This is a genomic window from Streptomyces sp. NPDC059247 (assembly GCF_042754005.1).
Classification (GTDB): Bacteria; Actinomycetota; Actinomycetes; order Streptomycetales; family Streptomycetaceae; genus Streptomyces.
Window position 1 is genome coordinate 146,885 of sequence record NZ_JBHYZW010000006.1, and the last position, 17,975, is coordinate 164,859.

Here is a 17,975-nt window from a genome sequence, read left to right on the forward strand (position 1 = left end):
GGCACCACAGATGACACAGACACCCGCACCCTGGGGCACACAACGCATGGGGCCGTACGCGGCCACCACGACCGTCCCTCGGCACACGCCCCTGATCGACCCCGAGACCCAGATCGCCGTGATCGTGGACGAGCACGGCCGGACGATCGAACTGGGTGACCACGGCACCAGCACGAGCGGCCTGACGCCGACCTCGACCACCCCCGGTGACGGGTCCGGTCCGGGTGGTGCGACCGACGCGGACAGTACCGAGTCGTACGACCAGGACCAGGGTTCCGGCTGATGCGGGGCGACGGTCCGGTGCTGGTGCTGACCAACCCGTCGGACGTGACGGCGGACGTGGTGCTGCGGCTGCTCGCCGACCGGCGGGTGCCCGTCGTCCGCTTCGACCCCGGCACCGACCTGCACACGGGCGCCTCGCTGACCGCCGCATACGGCCGGGGTGGTCGGCGGGGCACGCTTCGCACGGCGAGCCGGGCGGTCGACATCGGCCGGGTCCGGTCCGTCTGGGTCCGCAGGCCCTCACCCCATCAGGGCCCTCGGGAACTGTGCGGTCAGGACCGACGGTTCGCCGCGGAACAAGCCCTGTGGGGCTCGGGGGGCGTCCTCGGGTCACTACCGGACGCGCACTACGTCAATCACCCCTGGAACAATCGGGCCGCCGAGTTCAAGCCCGCTCAGCTCTCGACCGCGCAGAGCTGCGGATTCCTGGTCCCCAGCACGGTGATCACCAACGAACCCGAAGAGGCACGGGCGTTCACCGCCCGCCAACGGGGCGGAGTCGTCTACAAGCCCCTGTGGAACACGCCCTACCGCGTGGACGGCCGGCCGCACTGCGTGTGGGTCCGGGAGGTGCGGGCGGAGGAGATCACCGATGCCGTGTCCGTCTGCCCGCACCTGTTCCAGGCCAAGGTGGACAAGGCGTTCGACGTGCGGGTGACCGCCGTGGGCGGCCGACTCTTCGGGGTCAGGATCGACAGTCCCGATCTCGACTGGCGTCACCGTCAGGACCTGATGACGTGCGCCCCGGTCGAGGTACCGGACCCGGTCACTCGCGCGGTAGCCGCGTACCTCACTGAATTCCGCCTCGTCTACGGCGCGTTCGACTTCGCCGTCACGACCGGAGGCACCTGGTACTTCCTGGAGTGCAACCCGAACGGCCAGTGGGCGTGGCAGCCGACGGAGACCACCTCGGCCATCGCCCGCGCCGTCGCCGACCAATTGGAGAAAGGCCCCGGCACATGAGCACATCGGCACGGCTCCGCGAGGACCTGGCGGAGAGACTCACCGAGGACGGCACCCTCACGGAGCCCGGATGGCGTGCCGCCGTCCGGTCGGTGCCGCGCGAGTTGTTCACCGGTTCGTACTTCAGACAGGTGCCGGAGACCGTGCCGACCGCCTACCGGCCGGTCCGGGAGGGCGAGCCCGGATGGCTGGAGGGGGTCTACCGCGACGAGACGCTGGTCACCCAGCTCGACGGCCGGATCAGACCCGACGACGTACCCGGGGGAACCGTGACCGGCTCCCCCTCGTCCTCGTCCACCCTGCCGTCACTGGTCCTGCGCATGTGGCAGCGACTCGGCGCCGAGGCCGGGCACCGGGTGCTGGAGATCGGCACCGGAACGGGGTATTCGACCGCCCTCGGCGCCCACCGTCTCGGGGAAGCCCTCCTCACCAGCGTCGAGTACGACCCCGTGGTCGGCGGGAGCGCCGCCGTGGCGCTCCGGGCGGCCGGGTTCGCACCTCGGTTGATCATCGGTGACGGGCTGCGCGGCGACCCGGCCGGAGGCCCGTACGACCGGCTGATCGCCACGTGTTCGGTCCGGTACGTCCCACTGCCGTGGCTGCACCAGGTGCGACCGGGCGGGCGGATCCTGGTCACCCTGTCCGGCTGGAGCTACGCCAACGCCCTCGCCCTGCTGCACGTCACCGGTCCGGGGGAGGCCACGGGCCGGTTCCTGCCCGGCTGGACCAGCTTCATGATCGCCCGGCCGCACGACCGCCCGCCCCGGCCGGTGCTGGCCCTGCTGCCCGGAGACGAGCGTCCGAGCAGGATCGACCCCGCGAAGCTCGACGACTGGACCGGCGGTTGGGTCGCGCAGCTCGCGGCACCCTCGGCCGAGCGCATGGGAGCCGGAGCCGAGCAGATCCTCTGGGACGTGTCCACCGGTTCACAGGCCCGGACGGCCCCCGCTCCCGAGGGCGGATGGACCGTCGTCCAACGCGGTCCCGTACGTCTGTGGGACCGGGTCGAGCGGGCCGTTCAGCGCTGGCAGGCCGCCGACGAGCCCCCGCAGGAGGGCTTCGGCATCACGGTCTCGCCCGCCGGTCAGCGGGTGTGGCTGGGCACTGAGGACGGCCCGGGGTGGTTCCTGCCGATCTGAGCCGACACCCGGTGGGACCTGGCTCAGCGGCGGCCCCCGGCCAGGAGGTCCGGGGGCCGCCGCTCGTCGGTGGCCCCGCCGACCGGTGGGGCCGGTGCCCGAGGGCCGGGCGCCGGGGAGGGCGGTCCGGGCGGGGTGCGGCCCCGGCCGGACCGTCCCGCTAGAACACCGGGCCGTACCCCGCCGACGGGAGGACGTTCGTCTTCGTGCCCGGCTTGAAGGGGGCCTTCCAACTGCCCGTACCGGCGTAGAAGGTGGCGGCGCCCGCCTTCGTGGCGATCAGGTCGGCGCGGCCGTCGCCGTTGGCGTCGCCGACTCCGACGAGGCCGGTGAAACCGCCCCAGCCCGCGCCGATCCGGGTCGGGGCCGCGAACGTGCCGTCGCCCTTGCCGAGGTACAGCCAGAGCACCCCCGCCTTGTCCCGGGCCAGCAGGTCACCCGCCGGACCGCCCGCGAGGTTCCCCGTGGCGGAGAGCTCGTTGTAGATCCCCCAGCCCGCGCCGATCCGCTTGCGCGGGGCGAACGGCGCGGTGGCACGGCCCGTTCCCGGGTACAGCCAGAGGATCCCCGACTTGTCGGTGGCCAGGAGGTCGGACCGTCCGTCGCCGGTGACGTCGCCGCCCGCCGCGATCTGCTCGTAGACCTGCCAGCCCCCGCCGATCCGCGTCGGGGCGGAGAAGGGCCGGGACCGGTCGCCCGTGCCCTGGTAGAGCCAGAGGACCCCGGACTTGTCCCGGGCGACTGCGTCGGCGGCTGCCGTGCCCGCGATGTTCCCGGTGGCCTCCAGTCGGTCGTAGACCTGCCAGCCGCCGCCGACCCGGGTGGAACCGGCGGCCACGGGGGAGCCGCCCGGCGCGGTGGTCCGGGTGCCCAGGCGCCACAGGGCGCCGTCGGCGCTCCGCGCGAGGAGGTCCGCCGTGCCGTTGTCGTCGTAGTCGTGCGCGGCGGCGGGCCGGGTCACCGTGAACCGGCCGGTGGACACGTGCGCGGGTCCGATGCCGTCGTCCGGGCCGACCGTGAGCCGCCACTCGTACGCGCCGGAGCGGGCCGGGCCCCAGGACGCGCCCTGCACGTCCTGGCCGTCCCAGCGCCAGCCGATCCGGCCCGGCTTCCCTGCGGCACCGTCGCCCACGGGCACGTCCCGGACGAGCGACTGCCCGCTCCCGAGGTGCTTCAGCTCGATCCGCGCGGCGACGTCCCCGCGCGACACGTCCCAGCCGAAGTCCACCCCGCCCGCGAGCCGTTCACCCGTGAGCGTCGTCGGGACGGTCGAGCCGGTGACGGTGACGACGGTCGTCTGTCCGGTGGACGCGACCAGTTCGACCGTGGGACGGCCGCCGCCCGGCCGGGGGGAGATCCGGTAGAGGCCCTCGCCCCGCTCAGGGGTTCCGCCGCGTACCAGGAGGCTGCCCCCGGGGCCGATGACGGCGGACGAGAACGCGGTGAGGGCGACGGACTTCTCGCCGGTCTCGATGGACTGGAGGGTGAAGGGCCGCCTGGTGGGGGTGGGGCGGCCGGGCGGGTACGCCTCGTCGATGTGGGCGGTCTCGCCGGTCGCCACCCAGCCGTCGACCAGGTACAGGGGGTCGTCGAGGTTCCCGTCCGGGAACCATCGCTCCACGCCGCCCTTGCCGCGCTCGAAGGCGACGATCCCCTTCCCTGCGGACCTCAGCTCCCGCCAGGCGACATGGGTGGACGAGACCGTGCCGTCCTGGGCGTACTCACCGTCGAGCTGGAGGTAGGCGGGTCCGAAGCCCGTGGTGAGGTCGACGACGATCCGGGCGGGGATCCGGGACGGACCGAGCCAGCATTGGTAGAGCACGGAATCGGCGCCGGTCCAGCTGTCCCCGCCCGAGTAGCAGTCGTGGCTGTCTCCCCAGAAGACCCGTTCGAGCTTCGGCACACCGGCTTCGATCGTCGCGGTGTACTGCTCCCACACCTTCTCCCCCGGCCGGGTCAGCAGGAGGGTGCGGCCGGCCATGCCCGTCAGGTGGTAGCCGCCGAGGGCGTCGAGGTCGATCTCCACCGGGGCCGAGCCGGACGCCGACAGGTCGTGGACCGTCAGCTTCCGGCTCGTGTAGTCGGTGTCCTTGTCGCCGGTGACGACGAGGTCCGTGCCTCCGCCGAGGGCGTAACGGCCGGGCAGGACGACCGACGAGCCGTCCTCGTACCGGGTCCAGCGGATCTCCGGCGCGCTGCCCCGGGTCTTCGTCAGGAAGCCGCTGGGGCCCGCCCCGACGACGTCCGCGTCCAGCGGGAAGGACAGCACGGTCCCTCTCGGGTCCTGCCGGTCCTGGACCGTGGCCCCCGGGACGGCGGCCGTGGCCGGGAGCGTGGTGAGCGTGCCGCCCGTGGCGGCGAGGGCGACGGTGACCGCGACGGCCGCGAGACGGCGCCCGTTCGTACGTACGAAAGTCAAGTTGGTGTTTCCTCCCCTGGAGAACGGGAGATTACCGGACGATCTGATACCGGTTGCCATCGGTTTCCCCCACCTGGCCACCGCCGGTCCCGGCCCCGCCACCATTGGACCGCCCTCGGCCGCCGCCCGGAGGACACCCCGGCCGCTATCCGGCCGCCCGCTTCCGGGGCGACACGCAGAAGGGGTGACCGGCCGGGTCCAGGAGGACCCGCCACAGGTCGGGGCGGGGCTGCGGTTCCGGCAGGGTCGCGCCCCACTCCACGAGCCGGGCCACCGCCTCTTCGAGGTCGTCGACGTCGAAGTCCAGGTGCAGTTGCTGGGGCACGCCGGGGGCGGGCCAGGTCGGCGGCCGGTGGTCGTCCACCCGCTGAAAGCCGAGGAGCAGCCCGCCCCCGTCCCCGCCGCCGACCGCCGCGAAGTCGGCGTCCGAGCGCGGGTGCAGCGGCAGCCCGGTCGCCCGGTGGTAGAAGTCGGCGAGGACCAGCGGGTCGGCGCAGTCGAGGTTGACGGCCGTCGGTGTCATCAGCATGGCGGGAGCCTAGGACCTGCCGTCAAACTCCCGCCTGCCCCACGGCGCCCGGCACGCGCTCTCGCCGCACCGGGCGAAAGCCCTGAGGCGTGCGAGGGGAGCCCGTGCCCCACGGCGGGCAGGCCCCGGCCCTCGTCCCGGAAGTCCTCCCGATCGGGCAGGCCCCGTACCGGACCGCCCACGGGCACGGGTCGGGCCGCCCCTCGTCCAGGTGGACCGTCCAGGTGTCCCCCACCGCGCGCCGCAGGGCGACCGGACCGCGTGACCCGCCGCCCCGCCCGACCCGGCTCAGTCCAGGCAGAACTCGTTCCCCTCCACGTCCTGCATCACGAGGCACGACTCGTTGAAGCCGTCCGCGCGGAGCAGGTACAGGCGCGTCGCCCCGAGGGCTTCCAGCCGGGCGCACTCCGCCTCCAGGGCGGCCACGCGCTCCTCGCCCACCAGGCCGGTGCCGACCCGGATGTCGAGGTGCAAGCGGTTCTTGACGGTCTTGCCCTCGGGGACGCGCTGGAAGTACATGCGGGGGCCCACCCCCGTGGGATCCGCGCAGACGAACCCGGCGCCCTGCCGCTCCGGCGGCAGCGAGCGGGTGTACGCGTCCCAGTCCGCGAACCCCCCGGGCGGCGGCGGCACGACGTACCCGAGCACCTCGCACCAGAAGCGGGCGACGCGCTCGGGCTCGGCGCAGTCGAACGTGATCTGAAACTGCCTGATCGATGACATCGGCGCACCCTAACAGCGGGCCCCGTCGGTCATCCTCCCCTTTTTCCGGGGGTGTTGGGCGGGCTCCTACCGCTCGTCGTCCCCCGGCGCCACCCGTCCGGTCAGGGCCGCGAGCGAGTGCCGGATGTGCTCCATGTGCGCGTGGATCTCCTCGCGCGACTCGTCGTGCTCCCGCAGCACCCGCTCGGTCTCCCGCTCGACCCGCTCCGCGCGCAGCCTGGCCTCCGCGAGCACCTCGCCCGCCCGCGCCTCCGCGTCCTCCTGCCCGTGCCGGGCCTGCTCCTCGGTCCGCGCCAGCGCCCGGCGGACCTCCCCGAGCCGTGCCTCGGCCGCCGTGAACAGCTCCTCGTGCCGTGCGTCGAGCGCCGCCGTACGGGCCCCCTCCGCGCGGTCGGCCTCGTCCCGTCCGGCCGTCTGCTCCGCCTCCTGCTCGGCGAGGAGCCGCGCCGCGCGCCGCTCGGTCTCCTCGAAGGCCTCCCGCGCCCCGGTCAGCCGCTCCTCCGCCTCGCGGCGGGCCTCCGTCGTGAGCTCCTCGGCCCGGCCCCCGGCCGCCTCCAGGGTCGCGCGGGCCGCCCCCTCGGCAGCCGTACGGAGCCCCTGCGCGTAGACCCGCGCCGCCTCCGCCGCGTCCAAGGCCGCCGTCTCCACGGCCTCCGCGAGGGCCTGCGACGCGGCCTCGGCCTCCCGTACGAGCCGTTCGTCCTCCTGCTCGGCGAGTCGCAGGATGCTCCGGGCCCGGTCGCCCAGGGACTCGTACCGCTGCGGCGGGAGCGCCTCGGCGTGCGCGCGCAGCCGGGCGGCCTCGGCGGCCATCTCCTCGGCGAGGGCGGTGAGCCGCGCGACCCGCTCCCGGGCGCCGTCCCGCTCCCCGGAGAGCGCGGCGAGGTGGCGGTCGACCTGCTCGGGCCGGTACCCGCGTCCCCGTCCTACGGCGAAACTCATCCTTGGCGCCCCTTCCCTGTGACCGAACGTCCAGGATGCTTGATAAGAACGGACAAAAGGCGCCCAACGTGCATACACGTCGAGCGCCTTTCATCACATTCTGTCTTACCGGATCATCGCAGAACGGCTGTTCTCCGCAAGTTCCCGAAGTTCCCGCGAGACGCCTACAGCAGGCCGTCCCACATCTGCTCCAGGAGCACCGACCACCAGTTCTCCGGCGACGACAGCGCCGCCGGATCCAGCATCGCCAGCTGTGCCTGGAAGTCGACCGTCCAGCGGCCCGCCTGCTCCGGATTGAGCCCGAACCGCAGCCGCCACATCCGGCCGAGCAGCGCCATCGAGCGGGTGAACTCCGGCAGCCCGGTGTTCACGAACTGCGGCGGCACCGACTGCCCGCCGGGCCCCGCCTCCACCGGCACCGCCACGATGTGCGCGGTCCCGTACTGGACGCAGAGCGCCCGGCCGAAGTCCGAACCGAGCACCAGGTACGAACTCGCGTCCGGCGCGGCCCGGACCTGCCGCTGCGCCGCCAGCTCCGCCAGCGTCGGCACCACCGGCATCGCGGGCTGCGCCCAGAAGAACGGCCCGAAGTCGGCGGGCAGCCCCGCCCACACCAGCGTCCGCGCCACCAGCTCCGGCACGCCCTGCCGGGACACCGCGTGCTGGTCGAACCGCAGGACGCCCGGACCGAAGGCCCCGGCCAGCTCCTGCGCGACCGCCTCCGGCGGGACCGGCGGCGCGGGATGCACCGGCGGCAGCGGCGCCCGCACCGGAGCGGGCCGCGCCGGACCGTCCGCGACCTGGTGCAGCTCGCCCTGGTGGGTGAGGAGCTGCCGCATCCCCTGCTGACGGCCCGCGTGATCGCGTCCGTACGGGGCGATGCTGGTGATCCGCGCCTGCGGCCAGGTCTCCCGGATCATCCGCGCGCAGTAGCCGCCCGGCAGTTCGCAGGACGCCAGCTCGGTGTGCAGTTCCAGGACCTGCTGCGGCGGCACGTTCATCGCCCGCAGCTCGTGCAGGATCTGCCACTCGGGGTGCGGGGTGCCCGGCGCCGAACGCCGGATGATCCGCGCCTCCGAACCGTCCGGCGCGCGGTACCGCAGCACCGCCTGGTAGCCGGGGCCGACCGTCGGCGTCCCCGGCGGGGTCTGCGGATAGCCGTACGCGGGCGGCGGCATGTGCCCCCCGTGCACCGGCGGCGGCGGACCGGGAGGACCCGGCGCGGCCGGAGCGGCGGGACCGGGGTGCGCCAGCATCGTCGCGGCGTGCGCGACACCGCCCTGGCCGCCACCGGGCACGCCCGGCGGCGGGGGCGGGGGCGGCGGAGCACCCGGACCGCCCTGGTTCGGGTGCGCCAGCATCGTCGCCGCGTGGTGCACCGGCTGCGGCGGCGCCACCGGACCGGGCGGCGCCGGAGCGGGCGGCGGACCGGGCGGACCGGGCGGGGACGGCTGTACGGGCGAGGGCGAGGGCGCGTCGGGCCCGAGCTGCGGCACCAGCCGCGTCGGCACGTAGGCGGGGGCGGGGGCGGGGCCCGGAGCGGCGGGCGCGCCCGGTGCTCCCGGCGGCGGGGTCGGGGTCGCGGGACCGCGCCCGCCGTCCGGTGCCGCCACGGCGGGCGGGGACGGCGGGGACGGCGGGGACGGGGGCGGCGGAGTCGCGGGTCCGGTGCGCGGAGGGACGGGCGGGGCCGTCGGAGCCGTACCGGACGGCGCGGGGGCGGCCAGGTCCAGGCGCGGGGCGACGGCGGTCGGCGGCAGCGCGCTGCCGCCCTTCATCAGGGCGGTCGGCGCGTCCGCGCCCACCGAGGGCGGCGGGGCGTCCTCGTCGTCCGTCCCCGACAGCGGCGGCGCGAAGACCGTCGCGGGCAGCGGCACCGCGCCCCCGGCGCCGCCGGAGCTCGCGTTGGCGTCCGCCCACGGGCTGTCCACGGACCCGGCCGGAGCGGCGGGCGGACCCGCCGGAACCCGGTCCGCGTCCGTCGGCTCTCCCCCGGAAACGGAAGAAGAGGAAGAAGAGGAAGAGGGGGAAGAGGAGGAAGAGGGGGAGGGCGAGGAAGGGGAAGAGGAGGAGGGCGAAGGGGACGGGACCGCCGGAGGCATCGGTACCGCCGGGGGCGTCGCCGCCGACGGCATCGACGGGGCCGAGGACTCCACCGACGCCGAAGGCCCCGACTCGCCCGCGCCCACCGGCTCCGACGCGTCGTCCACCGAAGCCGACGCGCTCGCGTTCTCCTGCGACACGTTCGGCTGCTTCGGCAGCCCGATCTTGTCCGCCGCGTCCTGGAGCCACTCCGGCGGAGTCAGCAGGAACGACGTCTGGTTCAGGTCGATCCGGGCCGCCGGTACCGCCGCCTGCGCGGGCACGTCCGCGGCGGCGCCGTACTCCTCCTCGTACCGGCGGATCACCTCGCCCACCGGGAGGCCGGGCCACAGCGTGGCCTCCCCGCTGTCCCGGGCGATGACCAGCCGCTGGCGCCCGCCGTCGGAGACCGGACCGCCCTCACGGTCCTCCGCCCACACCACGAACCCCAGCTCGAACTCCCGTACCCGCACCTCACGGTGCTGGTACCCGGGCAGATCGCCGTTGATCCACTCCTCGGCGCGCTCCTGCGCCTGCGCGAACGTCACCACAGCCCACTCACTCCCCCACCGGGACCGCACGCGCGAAGCCGCCGTCCACCATCAGGTTGGCCACCGTCTCCAGCTCCGGCGGATTGCCCGCGAGCCGCTGGAGGAACGCGTCGAAGTCCGCACCGCACGGCAGCAGCAGCCGCTCCACCCGCTCGGCGACCGACCAGCCCGCCGCCGTCGCACCGGAGTCCCGGGCGTCGTCGTACGCGCAGAACCACACCGAACCGACGGCCGCACCGCGCACCTTGAGCGCGATCAGACCGCCCTGGACGAACGCGACGCCCAGATAGTCCTTGGTCAGATGGTCCCGCAGGCACTTGTTGACGTAGACGAGGTCATTGATCCCCGCCTCCTCCCGCACCGTGAAGAACGGCTGGTCCACCAGGAGCCCCAGCTCCGCGTCGAGCGCCGCGCCCACCGGGGCGCAGCCGCCCGCCGCCCGCAGGAACGAGCGGTACGCCCCCGGGAGCCGGTAGCCGAGGTCCTCCTCGACGCCCTGGACCTGCTCCTCCGACACCGACACCAGGCCCCTGGGCAGCCCGAAGTGCGCCGGACGGGTCTCCTGGAGCGGGCGGGTGCCCCGCTTGCCGTGGTCGACCGCCGCCGTCGCCACCCCGCCGTGGTGCCGCAGCAGGGCCTTCACCTCGACCGGGACCAGTTCCATCCGACGGCCGCCCGGCACGTGGTGCCAGGTCCAGCCGTGCGGGGTCGCCACCGCCGGGATCGTGTCCCACAGTTCATGGCCGGTCGACGCCATCGCCGCGTTCGCCGACACGTAGTCCGTGAGCCGCAGCTCGTCGACGCCGAAGCCCTCCGGCGGGTCGGCGATCTCCGCCGCCGCGCGCGCGTACGACGAGAAGTCCGGGTAGCCGGACGCGTCCACCCGCACCCCCCGGGGATGGCGGGAGGCCCGCACCGGATCGGGGAAGTGCACGACCTGCCCGGCGTAGGCCGCGTTCGGTGGCGCGGTGTCCTGCCCGAGCCGACCTGTCGTCATGGCGGTTGCCCCCTGCGATGGCGTCGCCGGCCGCTGCTCCCGGCAGCCGCCGACTCTCCTGCACTGATGCCGCACAGCCTATGCGCTGCCACAAGAGCCCGAACCGGGCCGATCCGACGGTGACCAGCTGTCACGAAGCCATGACAGCCGCACCCTGATTCCGACACACCGAAAGCGGGTTCCGACGCCCCAGCTTCCCCATATGGCTCCCTATTTGGCAGGCTGTCCACGCAACTCGGGGGATTGCAGGAGGGGATACCAGCACCATGCACACCGCACCGACGCCCACACAGGGTGACCCACGTCTCAACTGGAGCAGCGACGCCGACACCGGCCGGGCGCCCGCCCTGAGGCACCGCCGCGACGGCATCCTGCCCACCGTGGGCGCCGCCCTGTCGGTGCGCGGCGAGACCCTCACGTGCACCGCGGGGCGCGGCGACCGGCCGCCCGTCCTGCACGCCCTCGTCCAGGACTTCCTGGACACCCTCACCAGCGGCCAGCGGGAACGCTTCACCGGACGCTGCCCCGAGGCGATCCTGCTCTCCCGGCACCTCACCGCCGCCGAGAGCGGGCGGTCCAAGCGCGCCCAGCGCAAACCGCTCACCCACGGCGAGGCCCGCCGCTCCCTCAAGCAGGCCAAGATCACCACCCGGCGCATCCGGGAGGACGGCGACCCGCTGCACGGCAGTTACGCGGCCCCCTGCCGTTCCTGTACGGCGATGCTCGCCCACTTCGGCGTGCGCGCCGTCGATCCCACCACGCCCGCAGAGAACGGCTGACCGCACGCCCATGCCCGACCACCTCAGCACCACCCGCTTCCCGGTCAACGTCGACGCCGCCCTCCGCGAGGCCGGCTGGCAGCCCGGCCGCTGGGACATCAGGCTCGCCGAGGAATGGGCCGACGCCCTGCGCGCCCACGTCTCCCCCGCGGGGCACCGGCACAGCGTCTTCCCCGCCGCCGTCGAGGCATGGGCCGAGTTCGGCGGGCTGAGCATCGCCGCGCCCGGCCACGGGCGTCAGATAGCGCCCGCCGCCGTCCGTTTCGACCCGCTCGCCGGGCTCCACCTCTCCCGCACCCTCGCGGACCTCGGCCGCGCCCTGGACACGGAGGTCGCGCCGCTCGGGGAGGAGGGCGACCACCAGGCGGTGCTCGCGATGGACGCCGAGGGGCGGGTGTACAGCCTCGACCACGCGGGCGACTGGTACCTCGGCAAGGACATCGACGCGGCCCTGTCCACCCTGGTCACGGGCGCCCGCCCGGTCCGCCTGACGGCGGGCTGAGGGGACGTCGGCCCCGGGTCCCGGAGGTCAGCCCCGGGCCCCGGGCCCAGACAGCGCCCCCGGGGCACGGGGGTCCGGGGCCCGTATCAGCCCCCGGCCCCGGTCCGGGGCCCGGCATCAGCCCCCGGCCGCCCTCGGCGCCGTCGGGAGGACCGCCGAGACCCGGAAGCCGCCCGCGTCCGTCTCGCCCGAGACGAAGACGCCGCCGAGCCGCAGGACCCGCTCGCGCATCCCGACCAGGCCGTTGCCGCCGCTCGGCAGCCGTACGTCGGGGGTGGTCACGTCCGAGGGGCACGGGCCGTTCTCGACCTGCATGGCGACCTCGGCCTCCCGGTGCGCGAGCCGCACCACGACCTTCGCGCCCACCGCGTGCTTGTGGACGTTGGTCAGCGCCTCCTGCACGACCCGGTACGCCGTCCGCTCCACCTCCGGCGGATACGCGCCCGCCGCACCGGACACCAGCAGCTCCACGACCGTCCCGGCCAGCCGCGACTGCTCGCACAGCGCCTCCAGCGCGTCCAGCCTCGGCCCGGCCCCGGCCCCGGCCCCGGCGGCGGCCTCGGCGGCGGCGGCGGCGGCCCGGCCGACGGCGGCCAGCGGCACGGCCGCCGGGGCGACCCGGCCCGGAACGGGGGCCACGACGGCGCCCGAGCCCTCCCGCAGCACCCCCAGCATCTCCCGCAGCTCCGTCAGCGCCTGCCGTCCCATGTCACCGACCAGGGCCGCGTTCCGCACGGCCTTCTGCGGGTCCTTCAACGCCACCGCCTGCAACGCCGCCGCGTGCACCACCATCAGCGACACCCGGTGCGCCACCACGTCGTGCATCTCGCGGGCGATCCGCGTCCGCTCCTCCTGCCGCGCCCACTGCGCCCGCTGCTCGGCGCGGTCCGCGAGCAGCGACAGCTCCTGCTCCAGGCTGTCGGCCCGCTCCCGGAGACTCTCCATGAGCCTGCGCCGGGCCCCTATGTAGAGGCCGAAGAGCAGCGGGGGCGCGTTGAGCCCGAGCGTCATGAAGAGCGAGACGACCGGCACGTACCAGCCGCTGGGGTCGATGTCCGGCGAGCCGCCGTCGACCTGGGCGACGTCCTGCCGCATCCGCAGCACGGTGACGACGAAGACGGCGAGCGTCGACATCCCGGCGAGCACGGCGGTGATGCGGCGCGGCACCTCGGAGGCGGCGAGCGAGTAGAGCCCGACGATCCCCATGAGGAAGCCCATCTCGGCGGGCGCCACGGCCATGGAGACGAGGACGACCGCGATCGGCCAGCGGCGCCGTACCAGCAGCACGGAACCGACGGCCAGGCCGAACAGCACCCCCACCGGCACCGGCAGCGAGGCCTTGTCGGCGAACGCGGCCCCCTCGACCGCGCACTCCAGCGCCGACAGCAGGGCGAGCCCGACATCGAGCACGGCTCCCCGCCGTCTCCCCCACCACCACCGACTCCCCGCGCGGACGCCCGTGGCGTCCCGGTCTGCCCCCGTTGTGCTCATGCCCATCACCCTACGGGCGCACCCCGCCCGGTGGCGTGCGCCGCAGGTCCCCGCCCCGCGCACCGTCGCACTGAGGGGTCCGGGTACGGCATAGTGGGGGCCGTCGGCCCAACGGTCCATCAATTTGTCCGTTTTGGCTGGCTATGCCATCCCCTGTGGTGTAATTGGCAACACGGGTCACTTTGGATGATTTATTCCAGGTTCGAGTCCTGGCAGGGGAGCGGCGCGGTCCGGGTCCCGGCCTCGTCAGGCCGGGACCCGGACTCATGTCCGGCCCCTTGCCCCCCGGTATCCTTCGTGCGTCCACCACCCAAAGCCGAAGGGCATACCCGTGAGCGCCAACCGCCCGGCAGCCGTCGTCGTCCTCGCAGCGGGTGAGGGCACCCGCATGAAGTCGAAGACCCCCAAGGTCCTGCACGAGATCGCCGGACGGTCCCTCGTCGGACATGTCGTCTCCGCCGCCCGGGAGCTGGGGCCCGAGCACCTCGTCGTGGTCGTCGGGCACGCCCGCGAGCAGGTCAGGGGCCACCTGGAGGAGCACTACGCCGGTACCCGTACCGCCGTGCAGGAGGAGCAGAAGGGCACCGGGCACGCCGTCCGCATCGCCCTGGAGGAGCTCGGGGAGACGCCCGGCGGGACCGTGGTCGTCGTCTGCGGCGACACCCCGCTGCTCTCCGGCGACACCCTGCGGGAGCTGGCCGCCACGCACGCCGCCGACGGCAACGCCGTCACCGTGCTGAGCGCCGAGGTGCCGGACTCCACCGGTTACGGCCGGATCGTGCGCGACCCGGCGACCGGCGCCGTGACGGAGATCGTCGAGCACAAGGACGCCACCGAGGAGCAGCGCGCGCTGAAGGAGATCAACTCCGGCGTGTTCGCGTTCGACGGACAGCTCCTCGCGGACGCGCTCGGCAAGGTGCGGACCGACAACAGCCAGGGCGAGGAGTACCTCACCGACGTGCTGTCGATCCTGCGCGGGGAGGGCCACCGGGTCGGCGCCTCGGTGGCGGCGGACCACCGCGAGATCCTGGGCATCAACAACCGCGTGCAGCTCGCCGAGGCGCGCGTCCTGCTGAACGGGCGGCTGATCGAGCGGGCGATGCTCGCGGGCGTGACGGTCGTGGAGCCCACCTCCGTCCAGGTGGACGTGACCGTGACCTTCGAGCCGGACGCGGTGATCCTGCCGGGCACGCAGCTGATCGGCGCCACGCACATCGCCGAGGACGCGGTGGTCGGCCCGAACACGCGCCTGACGGACACCAGGGTCGGCAGGGGCGCCCGGGTGGACAACGCGGTGGCGGTCTCCGCCGTCGTCGGCGACGGCGCCTCCGTCGGCCCGTTCGCCTACCTCCGTCCGGGCACGAACCTGGGCCCGAAGTCCAAGGCGGGCACGTACGTCGAGATGAAGAACGCGACGGTGGGCGAGGGCACGAAGGTCCCCCACCTCTCGTACGTGGGCGACGCCACGATCGGCGACTACTCGAACATCGGCGCGGCGAGCGTCTTCGTGAACTACGACGGCGAGACCAAGCACCACACCACGATCGGCTCCCACTGCCGTACCGGTTCGGACAACATGTTTGTGGCTCCCATCACGATCGGGGACGGCGCGTACACCGCCGCCGGGTCCGTGATCACGAAGGACGTGCCGGCCGGTTCACTGGCCGTCGCTCGGGGCCAGCAGCGGAATATCGAGGGCTGGGTGGCCCGCAAGCGGCCCGGGAGCGCCGCCGCGCAGGCAGCCCAGGCGGCTTCGGAGGGGTCCGCCGGCGAAAGCTGACCGGAAACAGGTACGTCGAACACGGCGTACCGTGATACGTGCACACAAATTCGGCTGGCTCGTACACGCGCACGACAGCTCGTGGATCGCGACCAGAGAACACGTCTGAGGAGACAGTGCTGTGACCGGGATCAAGACGACCGGCGAGAAGAAGCTGATGCTCTTCTCCGGCCGCGCCCACCCCGAGCTGGCCGAGGAGGTCGCGCACCAGCTGGGCGTCGGCCTCGTTCCGACCAAGGCGTTCGACTTCGCCAACGGTGAGATCTACGTCCGCTTCCAGGAGTCGGCCCGCGGCGCGGACTGCTTCCTGATCCAGAGCCACACGGCTCCGATCAACAAGTGGATCATGGAACAGCTGATCATGATCGACGCTCTGAAGCGGGCCTCCGCCCGGAGCATCACCGTGATCATCCCGTCGTACGGCTACGCCCGCCAGGACAAGAAGCACCGCGGTCGCGAGCCGATCTCGGCGCGTCTGGTCGCGGACCTGCTGAAGACGGCAGGCGCCGACCGCATCCTGACGGTGGACCTGCACACGGACCAGATCCAGGGCTTCTTCGACGGCCCGGTGGACCACCTGTCCGCGCTGCCGGTCCTCGCGGACTACGTGGCCGCCAAGGTCGACCGCTCCAAGCTGACGATCGTCTCCCCGGACGCGGGCCGCGTGCGGGTCGCCGACCGCTGGTGCGACCGTCTGGACGCCCCCCTCGCGATCGTGCACAAGCGCCGCGACAAGGACGTCGCCAACCAGGTCACCGTGCACGAGGTCGTCGGTGACGTGAAGGGCCGCGTCTGCGTCCTGGTGGACGACATGGTCGACACCGGCGGCACGATCTGCGCCGCCGCCGACGCGCTCTTCGCGCACGGCGCGGAGGACGTCATCGTGACGGCCACCCACGGCATCCTGTCCGGCCCGGCGGCCGACCGCCTGAAGAACTCCAAGGTCAGCGAGTTCGTGTTCACGGACACCCTGCCGGTGCCCGGCGCGCTGGAACTGGACAAGATCACGGTCCTCTCGATCGCGCCGACGATCGCGCGCGCGGTGCGCGAGGTGTTCGAGGACGGTTCGGTGACGAGCCTCTTCGAGGAGCACTGAGCCTCCGCCCCACAGCGGACCAGGGAGCCGTTCCCCCGACCGGGGGAGCGGCTCCCGGCCGTTTCCGGGCCGCCCCCGCCGCCGGGTTTCGGTGATCGAATTGGGTGGTAGGGGCGGGGACCGGTAGACTGCTGCAGTTGCTCGGCGAGGGAGGCCGGACCCGTAGGGGTCCCGGCGGTCCGTTATCGACGCGCTCTTCGTAGCAGGCCATCGCCAGTCGTGGCCGGGTGACCACCTTTTTCGTCACCTTTCCACGAGGAGCGCATCATGTCCGAAGTCAAGATCGCCGCCGCCGTCCGCAGCGAGTTCGGCAAGGGCGCCGCCCGCGCGATCCGCCGTGCCAGCCAGGTCCCCGCCGTCGTCTACGGCCACGGCACGGAGCCGGTCCACATCACCCTCCCGTCCCACGAGCTGGCCCTCGCGCTCCGCACGCCGAACGTCCTGCTCTCCCTGGACCTCGACGGCACCAACGAGCTGGCGATCCCGAAGGCCATCCAGCGCGACGCCATCAAGGGCTTCCTCGTCCACGTCGACCTGCTCCTCGTGAAGCGCGGCGAGAAGGTCACCGTCGAGATCCCGGTCCAGACCGAGGGCGAGCTGGCCCCCGGCGGCAACCTGCTGGAGAACGTGCTCTCCACCCTCTCCCTCGAGGCCGAGGCCACCCACCTCCCCGAGTCCGTCACGGTCTCCGTCGAGGGCCTGGAGGCCGGTGCCTCCGTCCTCGCCAAGGACATCACCCTCCCGAAGGGCTCTTCCCTGGTGACCGACGCCGACGCCGTCGTCATCCAGGTCGTGGCCACGCAGGCCGAGGAGCCGGCCGCCGAGGCCGCGGGCGACGAGGCCTGAGCCACGGGCTCCCTCTGAACGCCACGGGGTGGCGGGCCGCACGGCCCGCCACCCCGTTTCGCTGTCCTCCCCCCTCCTGCTCTCCCTGCTCTCCCCTCCCCCTTCCCTTCCCCTTCCCTTCCCCTCCGCTCCCTTCCCGCTTCCGGTACACACCCGAGGAGACCTGACGCACATGACGGACGACGCGAACGCCCCCTGGCTGATCGTCGGCCTCGGCAACCCGGGGCCCGAGTACGCGGCCAACCGGCACAACGTGGGCTTCATGGTGGTGGACCTGCTCGCGGAGCGGATGCGCGGCTCGTTCAAGCGGGCGCAGAAGGCCCAGGCGCAGGTGCTGGAGGGCCGGATGGGCCCGCCAGGACCCGCGAGCCGCCGGGTCGTGCTCGCCAAGCCGATGTCGTACATGAACCTGTCGGGCGGTCCGGTGACCTCGCTGCGGGACTTCTACAAGGTGCCGACGGCGAACATCGTGGCGGTCCACGACGAGCTGGACATCGACTACGGGGTGCTGCGGCTGAAGATCGGCGGCGGCGACAACGGGCACAACGGCCTGAAGTCGATGACCAAGGCGATGGGCCCCGACTACCACCGGGTGCGCTGCGGGATCGGCCGCCCGCCGGGCCGGATGCAGGTGGCGGACTTCGTCCTGAAGGACTTCTCCTCGACGGAGCGCAAGGAACTGGACTGGTTCGTGGACCGGGCGGCGGACGCGGTGGAGTGCCTGATCGCGGAGGGCCTGGAGCGGGCCCAGTCCGCGTACAACTCCTAGGACGGGCGCGGACGGAACACCGCGTACAGGCGCGTACGGAGCACCACGTACAGGCGTGTACGGAGCGGCGCCCGGCCGGTACGCC

At 73.6% G+C, this 17,975-nt stretch carries 16 protein-coding genes and 1 tRNA gene; 10 read left to right on the forward strand and 7 right to left on the reverse strand.

The features are described 5' to 3' along the window. Positions 1–10 precede the first annotated feature (10 nt). The 3 genes from tgmA to tgmC are packed head-to-tail and all read left to right on the forward strand — an operon-like array spanning position 11 to position 2,384. Complete coding sequence (gene tgmA, locus ACFXGN_RS14225; protein ID WP_384858040.1) at positions 11–283, forward strand: putative ATP-grasp-modified RiPP; 273 nt, start codon at positions 11–13, stop codon at positions 281–283. Next, the gene (gene tgmB / locus ACFXGN_RS14230; protein ID WP_384858043.1) at positions 283–1,245 is read left to right on the forward strand and encodes an ATP-grasp ribosomal peptide maturase; all 963 of its coding nucleotides are present in this window, start codon (positions 283–285) and stop codon (positions 1,243–1,245) included. The genes tgmA and tgmB overlap by 1 nt, the downstream gene beginning before the upstream one ends. Next, positions 1,242–2,384: an ATP-grasp peptide maturase system methyltransferase gene (gene tgmC / locus ACFXGN_RS14235; RefSeq protein ID WP_384858046.1), complete on the forward strand. Its 1,143-nt coding sequence runs from the start codon at positions 1,242–1,244 to the stop codon at positions 2,382–2,384. Before tgmB ends, tgmC begins: the two co-directional genes overlap by 4 nt. Positions 2,385–2,544: 160 nt before the next feature. Here tgmC and ACFXGN_RS14240 read toward each other — a convergent pair whose 3' ends face one another. The 6 genes from ACFXGN_RS14240 to ACFXGN_RS14265 all read right to left on the reverse strand — a co-directional run bounded on the left by ACFXGN_RS14240 (position 2,545) and on the right by ACFXGN_RS14265 (position 10,627). Then, entirely contained in the window at positions 2,545–4,803 is a 2,259-nt protein-coding gene (locus ACFXGN_RS14240; protein ID WP_384858049.1) for an FG-GAP repeat domain-containing protein, read from the reverse strand. Between the two features lie 145 nt (positions 4,804–4,948). Further along, a complete protein-coding gene (locus ACFXGN_RS14245; protein WP_384858052.1) occupies positions 4,949–5,332 on the reverse strand; it encodes a VOC family protein in 384 nt (127 codons plus the stop codon). 288 nt (positions 5,333–5,620) lie between these two features. After that, positions 5,621–6,055, reverse strand: coding sequence for a VOC family protein (locus ACFXGN_RS14250; RefSeq protein ID WP_384858055.1), 435 nt, complete (start codon positions 6,053–6,055; stop codon positions 5,621–5,623). Positions 6,056–6,121: 66 nt separating this feature from the next. Continuing rightward, a complete protein-coding gene (locus ACFXGN_RS14255; RefSeq protein ID WP_384858058.1) occupies positions 6,122–6,997 on the reverse strand; it encodes a cellulose-binding protein in 876 nt (291 codons plus the stop codon). 164 nt (positions 6,998–7,161) lie between these two features. Continuing rightward, entirely contained in the window at positions 7,162–9,630 is a 2,469-nt protein-coding gene (locus tag ACFXGN_RS14260) for an SUKH-4 family immunity protein (RefSeq protein ID WP_384858059.1), read from the reverse strand. Positions 9,631–9,637: 7 nt separating this feature from the next. After that, positions 9,638–10,627, reverse strand: a complete 990-nt coding sequence (locus tag ACFXGN_RS14265; RefSeq protein WP_384858062.1) for an SMI1/KNR4 family protein — start codon at positions 10,625–10,627, stop codon at positions 9,638–9,640. A gap of 266 nt (positions 10,628–10,893) precedes the next feature. On the opposite strand from ACFXGN_RS14265, the gene ACFXGN_RS14270 reads away from it, so the two are divergent. After that, the gene (locus tag ACFXGN_RS14270) at positions 10,894–11,406 is read left to right on the forward strand and encodes a YwqJ-related putative deaminase (RefSeq protein WP_384858065.1); all 513 of its coding nucleotides are present in this window, start codon (positions 10,894–10,896) and stop codon (positions 11,404–11,406) included. Positions 11,407–11,416: 10 nt separating this feature from the next. Then, entirely contained in the window at positions 11,417–11,908 is a 492-nt protein-coding gene (locus tag ACFXGN_RS14275; RefSeq protein ID WP_384858068.1) for an SUKH-3 domain-containing protein, read from the forward strand. Positions 11,909–12,025: 117 nt separating this feature from the next. Here ACFXGN_RS14275 and ACFXGN_RS14280 read toward each other — a convergent pair whose 3' ends face one another. Next, entirely contained in the window at positions 12,026–13,399 is a 1,374-nt protein-coding gene (locus ACFXGN_RS14280; RefSeq protein ID WP_384858071.1) for a sensor histidine kinase, read from the reverse strand. 149 nt (positions 13,400–13,548) lie between these two features. Here ACFXGN_RS14280 and ACFXGN_RS14285 point away from each other — a divergent pair. From ACFXGN_RS14285 to pth, 5 genes are all read left to right on the forward strand, one after another. Next, a tRNA-Gln gene (locus ACFXGN_RS14285) sits at positions 13,549–13,620 on the forward strand. A gap of 110 nt (positions 13,621–13,730) precedes the next feature. Further along, the gene (gene glmU, locus ACFXGN_RS14290) at positions 13,731–15,179 is read left to right on the forward strand and encodes a bifunctional UDP-N-acetylglucosamine diphosphorylase/glucosamine-1-phosphate N-acetyltransferase GlmU (RefSeq protein WP_384858073.1); all 1,449 of its coding nucleotides are present in this window, start codon (positions 13,731–13,733) and stop codon (positions 15,177–15,179) included. Positions 15,180–15,300: 121 nt separating this feature from the next. Next, positions 15,301–16,275, forward strand: a complete 975-nt coding sequence (locus ACFXGN_RS14295; protein WP_366443889.1) for a ribose-phosphate diphosphokinase — start codon at positions 15,301–15,303, stop codon at positions 16,273–16,275. Positions 16,276–16,542: 267 nt separating this feature from the next. Beyond that, positions 16,543–17,121: a 50S ribosomal protein L25/general stress protein Ctc gene (locus tag ACFXGN_RS14300; protein WP_384858076.1), complete on the forward strand. Its 579-nt coding sequence runs from the start codon at positions 16,543–16,545 to the stop codon at positions 17,119–17,121. 172 nt (positions 17,122–17,293) lie between these two features. Then, positions 17,294–17,890, forward strand: coding sequence for an aminoacyl-tRNA hydrolase (gene pth, locus ACFXGN_RS14305; protein ID WP_384858079.1), 597 nt, complete (start codon positions 17,294–17,296; stop codon positions 17,888–17,890). Positions 17,891–17,975: the final 85 nt, after the last annotated feature.